Origin of the sequence: Sinobacterium caligoides (assembly GCF_003752585.1) — a bacterium.
GTDB classification, from domain to species: domain Bacteria; phylum Pseudomonadota; class Gammaproteobacteria; order Pseudomonadales; family Sinobacteriaceae; genus Sinobacterium; species Sinobacterium caligoides.
In genome coordinates this window covers 149,177-162,809 of the sequence record NZ_RKHR01000005.1, presented here as the reverse complement: position 1 = coordinate 162,809, position 13,633 = coordinate 149,177, and the positions used below count along the sequence as shown (strand labels likewise).

The window sequence follows — 13,633 nt, the reverse complement described above, 5'->3', positions numbered from 1 at the left end:
GGCCGCCTTTTTTGTCTCTAGTGTGGCGACTGTTCTCATGGTTATTATTTGGCATGATTTTGTTATCATGGCGAAGTTTTTCTAGTTTCTGGGTTGATAAATGCCAAATTCGCTGCCATACCGTCTTGTTACTTGCGTTGAGCAATTCATCTTGCATAACCAACAGGCTGGTGGAGTATTCTTACTGAAGCAGGATCTTGATTGTGAGGCGATAGGGTTCTGTGCACCTGTTGTTGCCGTTGTTTCATTTGAGGTCGGGTCGTGTCGTATTGGCTTGGCTGAATATAATGCGGTGAAGATAAGTGCTGAGTCGGGCTTCGAGGAGGCGCTTCACGAGCTAGGTGGCGTTGAGGTTGACTTTTCGGAGCCGCTAAAGTTATCTCCTAGATATATAGCAAAACCATGGGGGCAGGAGATTTGGTACACAGGCGTCGAAAGGCGTGGGGTCTGTGGTTTCGTTCAAAAGGGTGGGGAACTGCCCATACCTTGGTTGTTATCACTCTTTCCGGCTAAATTCAGCTGTCAATCACAATTGGTTTTGCTGAAGATATTAGACCCGCTGCCAACCCCTGTTTTTGGCGATCTTTACTTTGAGCTTCATGAAAAGAAGCAGGAAGTTTATGTCGTGACTCATGTGGATGGAGCAGCATGGCCTGACGGCGTCGGAGGTATTAATCTAGGTTTTTCAGAGTCAGTGCTGGCTAAGCATGATAATGAGCAATCTTTCAAAGACTTCTTTGCTGCTGTCGTCCGAGACTATAGAGCGGTAAGGCGGTCGATTGACGTTTTGGTAGATGGGATGAGGCGTGAAGAGGGGGTTGATCTTAATGCCCCTGTAGGCGCTAAGACGTTGAGGCGATGGTTGTCGTTGTTGCCACGTGAGTTGGTTTGTGAGGAGGCTGAGGCTAGGCGTAAGATGAACGAGTGCATCGCGGTTAAGCCCTTGAGCTTAGGCGATGTCGTTAAAATCCCTTGCTTGGTTCCTCATGCGCTGCAGCATGGTGTTCGTACAGTAGAGTTTCAGACGCCAGTTTATGAGCGCCTGATCGTCTCGTTCGCACAGAAAGTGCTGACACAAGAGCAGTGGGATTCTAAGCGCGCTATAGAGTTGATGAGGTTGCAGGCGGATGATTCGCACGACTTCTCGGAGTATTGCTTCTCGAAAGGCCCGAAAGGTGAGGTTATTGTAGATTTTGATGACTTTTTTGTAGTAAGGGTCAAGTTTGAGGCTAATGAATCGGTGGTGCTAGAGAATGACAGGCGTTACGTCATTGTTATGGCGGTGGCGGGTGACTTAATGCTCGGTAATTTGTTGTTAAAGCACGAAGAGGCGGCATTAAGTGTTGCAACGACAAGCTCAACGGTTATCAAGTCATTGAAGGGAAGTGTCAGTGCGTTGATATGTTTGCCTAAACCGCATAAGTAGAGGGCTGGAGGCTTGAACACTGGTGCGTGTTATGGCACTATGCCGACCGCTTTAATAAGACTGTTGGCTGTTATTTCTAGCCTGTGGCGTTATTTCTTATAAATCCAGCGATAAGTAAGGCCATTAATTCTTTATTGCGCCGACTATGTTTGACTGGGCGTATTAATACATATAGATATTCGGCCGAGCAACCATGCGTAGTTGCCGGCACGTGAGGATTTTCAATGCAAGTTTCTATAGAGACTACTTCAGGGCTTGAACGCCGTATGACTATTAGTGTTCCTGCTGAGCGTATTGATGCTGAAGTAGATACCCGCCTTAAGAAAGCTGGCAAGCAAGTGAAGTTGGATGGCTTTCGCCCAGGAAAGGTACCTGCAAAGGTAGTAAAGCAACGTTTCGGTGCTGGCGTTCGTCAGGAAGTTGTTGGCGAAATCATGAGCCAATCTTTCTACGAAGCCGTTACACAAGAGAAGGTGCAGCCTGCTGGTCAGCCTGCTATTGAGCCTAAGCAAATAGAAGCGGGTAAAGACCTCGAATATGTTGCCGTATTTGAAGTTTACCCGAGCGTTGAGCTTGCTGACTTCTCATCTATTGAAATCACTAAGCCTGTTGCAGAGGTGAATGATGCTGATGTTGCGAAGATGATCGAGATCTTCCGCAAACAGCAAGGTACGTGGAATGTTGTTGAGCGTGCAGCTGCTGAAGGCGATCAAGTTAACATCGACTATGTCGGCACTAAAGGCGGAGAAGAGTTCGCCGGCGGTAGCGCTGAGGCAAGTGATCTAGAGCTTGGCTCTAACCGCATGATTCCAGGCTTTGAAGCTGGCATCGAAGGTCTGTCTGCTGGTGACACAAAGACTCTCGAGCTGAGCTTCCCAGAAGATTATCATAACGAAGAGCTCAAGGGTGCTGCTGTTGAGTTTAAGGTTACTGTGAACACTGTTAGTGAGCGTGTTGAGGCAGAGCTAAACGAAGAGTTCTTTGCTAAATATGGTGTTGCGGACGCTGGTGAAGAAGGTTTTCGAGCTGAGGTGAAGGCCAACATGACGCGTGAGCTAGCAAACGCAGCGAACAACAAGGTCAAAACTCAGGTTATGGATGCTGTCTTGGCGGCAAATGAGGTTGATGTTCCTAAGGCGTTAGTCGCTGGTGAAATTGAAACTCTGCGTAATCAAATGTTCCAGCAGTTTGGTGCGGGTGCACAAGGTCTTGATAAGTCGATCCTGCCGGACGACATGTTCACTGAGCAGGCTGAGCGTCGTGTGCGCTTAGGATTGTTGCTGGGTGAGGTTATTAAGTCTGAGAAGATTAGTCCTGATGCTGACAAGGTTCGTGCTAAGGTCGAGGAAATTGCTTCTACATACCAGGAGCCAGAGCAGGTTGTTGAACACTACTATGGCAACCAAGAGCAACTGCAGGCTGTTGAGTCTGCAGTGCTAGAAGATCAGGTTGTTGAAACCATCCTTGCAGCGGCTACTGTTACAGAAGAAGCTCAGAGCTACGAAGACGTTATTGCGCAAGAGCAGCCTGCGGCTTAATAAATCTTCAAATCTTCTGCATAAATAAAGCAAGCGGCTACACTGCATGGGGTAGTCGCTTGCTTTTTTTGTGGGTGTAGAATACTTTATCTATAACTTCTTGTGTTGATAGGAATAACGAACAGCCATGTCTAATTATAAAGCCGACGCTAATGTCGATTACACTGTAAATAATGTAGGGCTGGTCCCTATGGTAGTCGAGCAATCTGCCCGAGGAGAGCGCTCGTATGATATCTACTCGCGTCTACTTAAAGAGCGCGTCATCTTCTGTGTAGGCCCTGTCGATGATTACATGGCCAACCTGATTGTTGCTCAGTTGCTTTTTCTAGAGTCTGAAAACCCTGACAAAGACATTCATTTGTATATTAACTCACCAGGCGGATCAGTGACTGCAGGTCTTTCTATTTACGATACGATGCAGTTTATTAAGCCTGATGTGACGACAATGTGCTTGGGTCAAGCTTGCAGCATGGGGGCGTTTCTTTTGGCTGGTGGTGCAAAAGGTAAACGTTCTGCACTACCAAACTCTAGAGTGATGATTCATCAGCCTAGTGGTGGAGCCCAGGGGCAGGCGACAGATATTAATATTCAGGCTCAGGAGATACTTATCATCCGTGAAAAGCTTAATGCATTAATGGCTCAGCATACTGGCCAGGACATTGAGACGATTGAGCGTGATACTGAGAGAGATAACTTTATGAGTGCTGAGGCCTCAAAAGAGTATGGCTTGATCGATGAGGTAGTGGGTCAGCGTGGTGAGGCACAATAATATTGTGTCGACACTTGTAATATGTCTTGAGAGTCCTTATCTCTTAAGACATAGATGCGTAAAGTATATAGATGATGAGGTATTAGATGACAGACGAGACTAATGGCAAGGGTGAGGACGGCGGAAAACTGCTGTATTGCTCCTTTTGTGGAAAAAGTCAGCATGAGGTGAGAAAGCTAATCGCCGGACCGTCAGTCTTTATTTGTGATGAGTGTGTCGATCTATGTAACGACATCATTCGCGAAGAAGTACAGGAGAGTACCAGCGAAGACGACCAAGAGGGTTTGCCGTCTCCTCTAGAAATCAGCCGTACATTGGATGATTACGTTATTGGTCAGCCAAGAGCTAAGAAAGTATTGGCCGTCGCTGTTTATAATCACTACAAAAGGCTTAAATACAGTGGCAACCTCAAGAAAGACGGGGTTGAGCTAGGTAAAAGCAATATTTTGCTTGTCGGTCCTACTGGTAGTGGTAAGACGCTATTGGCTGAAACTCTAGCTAGGTTGCTCAATGTTCCTTTTACAATTGCCGATGCAACAACGCTTACTGAAGCGGGTTATGTAGGTGAGGACGTTGAAAACATTATCCAGAAGCTTCTACAAAAGTGTGATTATGATGTGGAGCGTGCTGAGAAGGGTATTGTTTACATCGATGAGATCGATAAAATCTCTCGAAAGTCCGACAACCCGAGCATTACACGTGATGTTTCTGGTGAGGGTGTGCAGCAGGCATTACTCAAGCTTATCGAAGGTACTGTGGCGTCGGTCCCCCCGCAAGGTGGTCGTAAACACCCTCAGCAAGAGTTTTTGCAGGTAGATACCTCAAATATATTGTTTATTTGTGGGGGTGCTTTTGCTGGCCTAGACAAAGTTATTCGAGATCGCTCTGAAAAAGGCGGGATCGGTTTTGGGGCTGAGGTTAAGAGTAAGGATGAAAAGAGCAATGTTGGTCAGTTGCTTAAGGACTTAGAACCAGAGGATTTAATTCGTTACGGTTTGATTCCTGAATTTGTTGGTCGTTTGCCAATGGTTGCAACGTTAGAGGAGCTTGACGAAGCAGCATTGATAAAAATTCTTACAGAGCCGAAAAACTCACTTATCAAGCAATATGGTAAGTTGTTTGAGATGGAAAATGTTGAGATCGACTTTCGAGAGGATGCGTTGAGCGAAGTAGCGTTGCGAGCTATGGAGCGCAAGACAGGGGCTCGTGGTTTACGCTCTATTTTGGAGGCCGTGTTGCTTGACGTGATGTTTGATGTCCCTTCTCAAGAGGGGGTTAGTAAAGTGGTAATTGACGGTGCTGTAATCAAAGGGGAGTCTGAGCCCTTGATTGTTTACGAAGCAGTTGAGCAGCCCGCTAAAGCTTTACCTAAAGAATAACTATTGTAGCGCCCTGCTCTGTGGGGCGTATTGTTCTCTGCCTTTTCAGGGCAGAGATAAAGTTTTTTTACTGCTGTAATCATAATGTTGTTTTATTGTCGACCAAGTTCATGTTAGAGCTGAGGTAGTGCCAATGTCTGAATCAAATCTTATTCATAATATCCCCCTGTTGCCGCTACGTGATGTGGTGGTCTATCCACAGATGGTTATCCCTCTTTTTGTTGGTCGCGAGAAATCTATTGCAGCTCTAGAGCATGCGATGGAAGGGGATAAGCAGGTTCTTTTGGTTGCGCAAAAAAACGCATCAGAAGATGACCCAAGCGCTGACGATATTTATTCGATTGGAACTGTTTCCACTGTTCTACAGTTGTTAAAACTGCCCGATGGTACTGTTAAGGTGCTTGTTGAGGGGGGGCGTCGCGCTGAAGTAGGCTCTGTTGTTGAGTCCGATGGTTTTTTTAAGGCTGATGTTACTGCATTAGAGGCAGAGGAGTTGTCAGCCCGGGAATCAGAGCTTCTCGTTAAAACTTTGCTGGCTCAGTTTGATCAATATGTCAGCATGAGTAAAAAAGTCCCCTCTGAGGTGATGACATCATTAAACGGTATCGATGAGCCAGGCCGTTTGGCGGACACGATTGCGGCACATCTTTCTCTGGATGTTGGTCAGAAGCAAGAGATTCTCGAGGTAGTTAAGACGCAGGAGCGTATTGAGTTTTTAATGGGCTTGATGAATTCAGAAATAGATCTGTTTAACGTTGAAAAGCGTATTCGCGGGCGAGTTAAAAAACAGATGGAGAAGAGTCAGCGAGAGTACTATCTCAATGAGCAAATGAAGGCTATCCAGAAGGAGTTGGGAGATCTGGATGAAGTCCCCAATGAAGCCGAGGAGTTGGCAGCAAAAATTGAAGCTGCAGGTATGCCTAAGGAAGCGAAAGAGAAGGCGCTGGCTGAACTTAATAAGCTTAAAATGATGTCGCCGATGTCAGCAGAAGCGTCAGTTGTTCGAGGCTATATTGATTGGATGGTAGGGGTCCCTTGGAAGAAACGCTCCAAGGTACGTCATGATTTAGCTAAAGCCGATAAGGTTTTGAATAGTGATCATTATGGCCTGGAAGAGGTTAAGGATCGTATTTTAGAGTATTTGGCCGTTCAGCAGAGGGTGAAAAAGCTTAATGGTCCGGTACTTTGTCTTGTGGGTCCGCCGGGGGTTGGTAAAACATCCTTGGGGGAGTCTATCGCTAGGGCGACAAACCGAAAGTTTGTGCGGATGGCCCTGGGTGGTGTGCGTGATGAGTCGGAGATTCGTGGTCATAGAAGAACGTATATAGGCTCTATGCCAGGCAAGATTGTTCAGAAAATGTCTAAGGTGGGGGTGCGTAATCCGCTGTTTCTTTTAGATGAAATAGACAAGATGGGTATGGATAATCGTGGTGATCCAGCCTCTGCTTTGTTAGAAGTTCTCGATCCTGAGCAAAATAATAGCTTCAATGATCATTATCTAGAGGTTGATTATGATCTTTCTGAGGTTATGTTTGTCTGTACGTCAAATTCGATGAATATTCCTGGTCCGCTTCTGGATCGCATGGAAGTCATTCGTATCCCAGGCTATACCGAAGATGAAAAAGTAAATATAGCAGAGCGCTATCTCGTACCAAAGCAGCTAAAAAAGAATGGCTTAGCTGATGCGGAGCTCGACTTAGGTGAGAGCGCGATACGAGAGGTCATTCGTCATTATACGCGTGAGGCTGGCGTACGAGGCCTAGAGCGTGAAGTTGCGAAAGTTTGTCGCAAAGTTGTTAAATCTTTCTTACTTGATGGCGGGCAAGACCAGGTTTCTGTTGCTTCAGAGAACCTTGAAGACTACTTAGGTGTTCAGAAGTTTAATTATGGTAAGGCAGAAGAAAAAAACCAGGTAGGTCAGGTTGTTGGTCTTGCTTGGACATCTGTCGGCGGTGAGTTGCTGACTATTGAGGCTGCAGCAATAGTTGGTCGAGGTCGACAAGTAAAGACAGGTAAATTAGGCGATGTGATGCAGGAGTCTATACAGGCGGCTACCACCGTCGTACGCGGGCGTTCTCAAGCGCTAGGCATTCCTGCAAATTTCCATGAAAAGTATGATATTCACATCCATGTACCTGAAGGGGCGACACCGAAAGATGGGCCAAGCGCCGGTATCGGTATGTGTACGGCTTTGACCTCGGTTTTGACTAACATTCCTGTTAGGGCGGATGTGGCAATGACGGGGGAGATAACTTTACGAGGTGAGGTTCTGCCTATTGGAGGGTTGAAAGAGAAGCTGTTGGCTGCGCACCGAGGGGGCATCAAGCGAGTGATCATACCTTTCGACAATAAGCGAGATCTCAAAGAGATTCCTGAGAATATCAAGAGTGCTTTAGACATTCACCCTGTGCAATGGATTGATGAAGTGCTGGAATTGGCCCTTGAAAAAATGCCAGAGTCAATAACTGATGAGGAATATATGGCTGGTTGGGACCGTCCTGTTGGAGGTAAATCAAATTCACCTGCAGACGGCATAATTAGTACACATTGAGGCGTGTGAGTAGCTTGACCGCCATTCTAGCGCTTGGTATAAAGAGTGGTGAATAAGTTCACTCAACACTCGTCGCTTTAGTTTTAGCGAGAGCTAATTTTAATGTTTTTAAAGACGTGACGTAAGTAATTTTAGAAGGGGAATACTGTGAATAAATCCGAGCTGATTGAAGCCATTGCTGCTCAAGCTGACTTGCCTAAAGCCGCTGCCGGTCGTGCACTAGATGCGATGATCGATAGCGTTGCAGAGGAATTGAAGAAAGGCGAGCAAGTTGTGCTTGTTGGTTTTGGTACTTTTGGCGTTAAAGAGCGTGCTGCGCGTACTGGCCGCAACCCTCGCACTGGTGAGCCAATTCAAATTGCAGCTGCAACTATCCCAAGCTTCAAGCCTGGTAAGGCATTGAAGGACGCTGTTAACAGCTAATTGCTGTCTTCAGTGTTATAAAAAGCGTATCATACGATACGCTTTTTTTTTATCTGTAGTTTGGTTATACAGCTTATAGCTTGTTGAGGGTGGGTAATGCTTCAAAATATTCGAGATAATTCTCAAGGAACGATGGCGAAAATAATAATCGGCATTATGATCGTTCCCTTTGCTTTATTTGGTATAGATTCTTTATTCAGTAGTGCACCGGAAGGTGGGGAGGTCGCCAAGGTTAATGGTGAGGCAATAACAGAGACTGATGTTAATAGAGAGATGAACCAGCAGTTGCAAAGACTGCAGAGTCAGTTTGGCGAAGGCTTTGATGCGAGTCAATTTGATGCCAAAATATTGCGCACGCCAGCGCTGAATCAGTTAATTGATGACAGGATTCTATTGCAGCAAGCGCGTACTGAGGATCTTATGATTGCTGATGGTCAGCTTGATAAGATGATCGTTGCCGACCCTGCTTTTCAGGAAGATGGAAAGTTCTCCACTGATAGATTTGTCGCCATCCTGAGGTCAGCGGGCTTTACTCCTACGACGTATAAGGCGTTTCTAAGCAGCCAGCTATTGATGAACCAATATAGCAATGGTATTGCAGGTTCTGATTTTGCGACCGCGGCTGAGCTTGATGCTGCCTCTAAGTTACTGAAACAGAAAAGATCTGGGGGGTATGTTGTTGTACCTGAGGCGATGGTTCGTGATCAGGTCGAAGTATCTGACGGCGAAGTGGCAAGTTATTATGCTGACAATAAGTCGTCATTTATGACGGAAGAGAAGGTCGCTGTTAGCTATATAGAGCTTAATATTACTGACCTTTTCAAACCCATTGCTGAAGATGTTTTAAAAGAGCAGTATAAGCAGCAGTTGGCGCAAGAAAAGGCAGTGACGGAGCGTCATGTCGCGCATATCATGATCGCTTTAGATGATGATACCGATCTAGCTGCAGCAAAAGAGAAAATAGTAGCAATTAAAGCCAGGCTTGATGCAGGAGAGGATTTTGCTAGCGTTGCAGAAGAGGCTTCTGAAGATGTTGGTTCCGCTGCTCTGGGCGGTGACCTAGGTGTTACCACTGGCGACACCTTTCCGCCAGCTTTCGAAACAGCAATTGCTAGCTTAGATGCAGGAGCGTTGTCTGAGCCGGTAGTGACTGATGATGGTGTCCACTTGATTAAGGTGATTAGTGTCGATAAGTCAACACCCGCTTCATTTGCAGAGCGACGTGACGAAATTGAGCGAACACTTCAGCGGGATCAGGCCTCTGTTGCCTATGTTCAATTACTTGAAGAGCTCAAAGATTATACGTTCAATGCGAGTGATTTGAAGGGGCCTGCTGAAGAGCTTGGGCTAAAGGTCTCAACAAGTAAGCTGTTTGAGCGTAAAGGCGGAGCTTCTATTTTCGCTAACCCAGAGGTTGTTAAGGCAGCTTTTTCTGCTGATGTTTTGAATGATGGCAATAATTCAGAGGTTGTTGAAATATCGGATACACATGCTGTTGTAATGCATCTCGAGAAGCATGTTGAGGCTGAGCTAATGCCACTAGCTTCAGTTTCTAGTGAGATCAGAGCACAGCTTAAGCAGCAGAAGCTAAGCTTGGCGCTTGATGAGATGGCCGATAAGGTTGTCGACAGTAGTGCTGAATCATTAGCCGCTGTTGCGAAGCAGTATGAGCTTGAGGTGAAAACAATTGCTTCTGTGACTAGGGAGGCTGCAGGGAGTTTGCCTCCTGAAATAGCCAAAACATTATTTACTATGCCACGTGTTAAGTTAAGTTCATTTGAGAAGGTTCGCTTGGCCTCCGGTGATATAGCAATCGTATCGTTAGCAACGGTCGAAGATGGGGAGATATCTGCTGTATCAGCAAAGGAAAGAGAATACTTCTCTAACTATGTTGCACGTAGCAATGGTAGTCAAAGTTTAGTCAATATTCGGGCGGCCCTAAAACGTGAGGCTGATATAGAGACGCTTTAAGGTTATGTATTAATTAAACCGCTCCTAGAGCGGTTTTTTTTGCTTAAAAATTACCGTCTATGGATGTAATCTAGTGCGGGACTAATAATAACGACAAGCTAATATTGTCAGGATGATAAGGTGATACATGTTTAAGGTTCGTACATACAATCAAATCTCTAAGAAAGGTTTAGAGCGTTTACCCGTTGATAGCTATTCGCTGCAAGATGATTGCGACCAAGCAGATGCCATTCTGTTGCGATCTTATAAAATGCAGGAAAAGGATATCTCTCCAACGGTTAGGGCAATTGCTCGAGCTGGAGCGGGTGTTAATAACATACCTCTTGATGTGTGTACGACGAAGGGAATACCTGTGTTTAATGCGCCAGGCGCAAATGCGAATGCAGTAAAAGAGCTTGTCTTGGCGGGCATGTTGTTGTCGTCTAGGGGGATTTTATCGGGTATTGATTACGTGAATAGCTTGCAAGGCCAATATAGCGATGCTGAGTTAAGTACCTTATTGGAGGCGGAGAAGAAGCGGTTTAAGGGGGGGGAGTTGGCAGGGCGGACCTTAGGTGTAGTTGGTCTTGGGGCGATAGGCTCAAGAATAGCCGACATGGCGCTATCATTAGGGATGAAGGTTTTAGGTTACGACCCCGCATTGTCTGTTGAGGCAGCATGGCGCCTACCGAGCAGTGTTGAGCGAATGGACTCAATGGCCGCGGTGATGTCTCACGCTGATTTTATTACCTTGCACCTTCCGGTTTTAGAAAGCACGATCAATATTATAAATAGTGATATATTGGCGTCCTGTAATGCATCGACTGTTTTGCTTAACTTTTCTAGAGAGCAGATTGTTGATACGAGCGCGATTGTTGAGAGTTTAGAGAGTGGTAATTTAGGAAAGTATATTAGTGATTTTCCATCAAGCAAGTTAATGGGGAGAAAGGATTGTATCTTGATGCCGCACATAGGTGCTAGCACCGATGAGGCTGAAGATAACTGTGCGGTTATGGTTGCTGAGCAGCTTAGGGATTTCTTGGAAAATGGCAATATCACCAATGCGGTGAATTTTCCCTCTTTGAAGATGTTTCGAGACGGTGGCTTTAGGTTAACGCTGACGAATGATAATGTGCCGAAAATTCTTGGTAATATCACCACAATTCTCGCTGATGCTAATATTAACGTTATTGATTTATTAAATAAAAGCCGAGGGGAGATAGCGTACAATATTATTGATGTGACGGAGCGCCCATCGGCAGAGGTGTTGGCTAGCTTATCTGCAATTGAGGGCGTAATAAATGTTCGCTTGCTATAGCAGGCACTAAAGTTCTATTTAGTGGTTATCAGGGGTACTAGTAACGATGTTGTCTAAGGGGTTTGAGAAAATAGTTCAACAGATTGACGGCAGTGTGCAGTCGCTTCCGCCTCTTGATAAATGGCATCCTGAGTTGTCGGGTGAAATGGATATGAGGATCGACAGCTTGGGTCGTTGGTTTCATGAGGGCGAAGAGATTAAGAGGGAAGGGTTGGTTCGCCTTTTCGCTTCGATACTGCGTTATGAGGAGGAAAACGGTTTTGTCTTAGTTACACCGGTTGAGAAGTGGAAAATAGTGGTTGAGCAGTGCCCTTTTATCGCAATTGATATAGAGGTTGAAAAAAGCCCTTCTCAGGTGGTTTGGGTGCGAACTAATGTTAACGAAGTATTTAAAATCGATGGTGATCACCCCTTTTCTATGCGGGTGGTTGGCTCTGAGAAAATCCCTGTAGTAAAGCTGCGTGACGGTATTGATGTTAAATTAAATAGAGCCTGTTATTACCATTTGGCGGATATTGCAGAAGAGTCAGATGATGTTTTTTCTTTTGTTTCAGCGGGGTGCAAGTATATATTTTAAAAAAGCCGAGCATTTGCTCGGCTTTTTTATTCGTCACGAAATTACATGTTCGGGTAGTTTGGTCCGCCACCGCCTTCAGGTGTTACCCAGGTGATGTTTTGTAGCGGGTCTTTGATGTCGCACGTCTTACAGTGAACGCAATTCTGACTGTTTATTTGGAATCTTTGCTGCCCATCGTCTTCAGCTATTATCTCGTAGACGCCAGCTGGACAATATCTTTGTGCAGGCTCGTTCCATTTGCTTAAGTTTTCGCCAAGTGGCAGGCTGCTATCCTTAAGCTGTAGGTGGACGACCTGATTCTCTTCGTGGTTAGTGAATGAGTAGGAGACAGAAGTTAGGCGATCAAAGGTGATTTTGCCATCTGGCTTTGGGTAGTCAATCTTTTTACATTCAGAGGCGAGCTTCAGTGTTGAATGATCTGGTTTGGGGTCGTTAAGCGTCCATGGCAGCGCACCGTTGAATATATTTAGATCGACAAAGACGTATGCCGAACCAATTAGGTTACCCCACTTGTGCTGTGCTGGCCCAAAGTTTCGTTGAACGTGCAGCTCTTTATAGGCCCAGCTAGCTTCAAATGCTGTTGTGAACTCGGTAAGTTCGTCAGCTTTACGCTCTGCTGTGACTGCGTTGAAAGCAGTTTCGGCGGCGATCATGCCCGACTTCATCGCGGTGTGGCTGCCTTTAATTTTGGCAAAATTAAGGGTGCCTGCGTCACAGCCGATTAATAGGCCGCCAGGGAAGGACATTTTGGGTAGAGATTGAATGCCACCTTTAGCGATAGCGCGGGCTCCATAGCTAATGCGTTCCCCCCCCTCAAGATACTGTTTAACCTGAGGGTGAGTTTTATAGCGTTGAAACTCCTCGAAAGGGCTAAGGTGCGGGTTCTCGTAGCCTAGGTCAGTGATCAAGCCAAGAGCAACTTGGTTGTCTTCAATGTGATAAAGGAATGATCCGCCTGCGGACCCTGTCTCGCTAAGCGGCCAGCCAGTAGAGTGGACTACGAGGCCCTCTTGGTGCTTGCTAGGGTCAATTTTCCAGAGCTCTTTGATACCAATGCCATAGTGCTGCGGATCTTTACCTGCATTGAGTTGAAACTTCTCGATAAGCTGTTTGCCAAGATGGCCACGGCAGCCTTCAGCAAAGAAGGTGTACTTAGCGTGGAGTTCCATGCCGGGCATGTAGCCGTCCTTATGGCTGCCATCCTCGGCAACGCCCATATCTCCTGTAGCAACACCTCTGACTGAACCGTCTTCGTTGTAGAGGATTTCTGCAGCAGCGAACATGGGGTAAATTTCGGCGCCAAGCCCTTCAGCCTGCTCGGCAAGCCAGCGGCAAACATTACCAAGGCTAACGATATAGTTACCATGGTTGTTGAATGTTTTTGGTGCGAGAGGGTTAGGTACTTTGATGGCCTTTTCAGCGCTGGTCATCAAGAATATTTTGTCTTCAGTAACGGGCGTATTGAGTGGCGCGCCTTTTTCTTTCCAGTCAGGGAATAGTTCGTTAAGTGCGGTAGGTTCTAAAACAGCGCCAGATAGGATGTGGGCACCTACTTCTGAGCCTTTTTCAACGACGCAGACGCTTACGTCTTTGCCTGTCTCTTCACTAAGCTGTCTGATGCGACATGCGGCAGCAAGGCCTGCTGGTCCGGCTCCGACGATAACAATGTCGAACTCCATTGATTCACGTTCCACGGTCTTCT

At 46.1% G+C, this 13,633-nt stretch carries 10 protein-coding genes; 9 read left to right on the top strand and 1 reads right to left on the bottom strand.

The features are described 5' to 3' along the window. Positions 1 to 100 precede the first annotated feature (100 nt). From EDC56_RS13035 to EDC56_RS12995, 9 genes are all read left to right on the top strand, one after another. Positions 101 to 1,426: a hypothetical protein gene (locus tag EDC56_RS13035; RefSeq protein WP_123713020.1), complete on the top strand. Its 1,326-nt coding sequence runs from the start codon at positions 101 to 103 to the stop codon at positions 1,424 to 1,426. Positions 1,427 to 1,650: 224 nt separating this feature from the next. Further along, positions 1,651 to 2,964: a trigger factor gene (gene tig / locus EDC56_RS13030; protein ID WP_123713019.1), complete on the top strand. Its 1,314-nt coding sequence runs from the start codon at positions 1,651 to 1,653 to the stop codon at positions 2,962 to 2,964. Between the two features lie 127 nt (positions 2,965 to 3,091). Continuing rightward, on the top strand, positions 3,092 to 3,733 hold the full coding sequence (clpP, locus tag EDC56_RS13025) for an ATP-dependent Clp endopeptidase proteolytic subunit ClpP (RefSeq protein ID WP_123713018.1): 642 nt from the start codon (positions 3,092 to 3,094) through the stop codon (positions 3,731 to 3,733). A gap of 86 nt (positions 3,734 to 3,819) precedes the next feature. Then, a complete protein-coding gene (clpX, locus tag EDC56_RS13020) occupies positions 3,820 to 5,112 on the top strand; it encodes an ATP-dependent Clp protease ATP-binding subunit ClpX (protein ID WP_123713017.1) in 1,293 nt (430 codons plus the stop codon). A gap of 133 nt (positions 5,113 to 5,245) precedes the next feature. Next, on the top strand, positions 5,246 to 7,663 hold the full coding sequence (gene lon / locus EDC56_RS13015) for an endopeptidase La (RefSeq protein WP_123713016.1): 2,418 nt from the start codon (positions 5,246 to 5,248) through the stop codon (positions 7,661 to 7,663). A 147-nt stretch (positions 7,664 to 7,810) separates the two neighbouring features. Further along, positions 7,811 to 8,086, top strand: coding sequence for an HU family DNA-binding protein (locus EDC56_RS13010; protein ID WP_123713015.1), 276 nt, complete (start codon positions 7,811 to 7,813; stop codon positions 8,084 to 8,086). A gap of 96 nt (positions 8,087 to 8,182) precedes the next feature. Beyond that, a complete protein-coding gene (locus EDC56_RS13005; RefSeq protein WP_123713014.1) occupies positions 8,183 to 10,057 on the top strand; it encodes a SurA N-terminal domain-containing protein in 1,875 nt (624 codons plus the stop codon). Between the two features lie 127 nt (positions 10,058 to 10,184). Continuing rightward, the gene (locus EDC56_RS13000; RefSeq protein ID WP_123713013.1) at positions 10,185 to 11,354 is read left to right on the top strand and encodes a phosphoglycerate dehydrogenase; all 1,170 of its coding nucleotides are present in this window, start codon (positions 10,185 to 10,187) and stop codon (positions 11,352 to 11,354) included. Between the two features lie 46 nt (positions 11,355 to 11,400). Beyond that, on the top strand, positions 11,401 to 11,931 hold the full coding sequence (locus EDC56_RS12995; protein ID WP_123713012.1) for a DUF1285 domain-containing protein: 531 nt from the start codon (positions 11,401 to 11,403) through the stop codon (positions 11,929 to 11,931). Between the two features lie 41 nt (positions 11,932 to 11,972). Here the strand turns inward: EDC56_RS12995 and EDC56_RS12990 are convergent, their stop codons facing one another. Further along, positions 11,973 to 13,625: an electron transfer flavoprotein-ubiquinone oxidoreductase gene (locus tag EDC56_RS12990; protein WP_123713011.1), complete on the bottom strand. Its 1,653-nt coding sequence runs from the start codon at positions 13,623 to 13,625 to the stop codon at positions 11,973 to 11,975. Positions 13,626 to 13,633: the final 8 nt, after the last annotated feature.

Bases quoted from the DNA above. Each gene is read 5' to 3' on its own strand.
- EDC56_RS13035 (WP_123713020.1), top strand. From the start codon at position 101: ATGCCAAATTCGCTGCCATACCGTCTTGTTACTTGCGTTGAGCAATTC.
- tig (WP_123713019.1), top strand. From the start codon at position 1,651: ATGCAAGTTTCTATAGAGACTACTTCAGGGCTTGAACGCCGTATGACT.
- clpP (WP_123713018.1), top strand. From the start codon at position 3,092: ATGTCTAATTATAAAGCCGACGCTAATGTCGATTACACTGTAAATAAT.
- clpX (WP_123713017.1), top strand. From the start codon at position 3,820: ATGACAGACGAGACTAATGGCAAGGGTGAGGACGGCGGAAAACTGCTG.
- lon (WP_123713016.1), top strand. From the start codon at position 5,246: ATGTCTGAATCAAATCTTATTCATAATATCCCCCTGTTGCCGCTACGT.
- EDC56_RS13005 (WP_123713014.1), top strand. From the start codon at position 8,183: ATGCTTCAAAATATTCGAGATAATTCTCAAGGAACGATGGCGAAAATA.
- EDC56_RS13000 (WP_123713013.1), top strand. From the start codon at position 10,185: ATGTTTAAGGTTCGTACATACAATCAAATCTCTAAGAAAGGTTTAGAG.
- EDC56_RS12995 (WP_123713012.1), top strand. From the start codon at position 11,401: ATGTTGTCTAAGGGGTTTGAGAAAATAGTTCAACAGATTGACGGCAGT.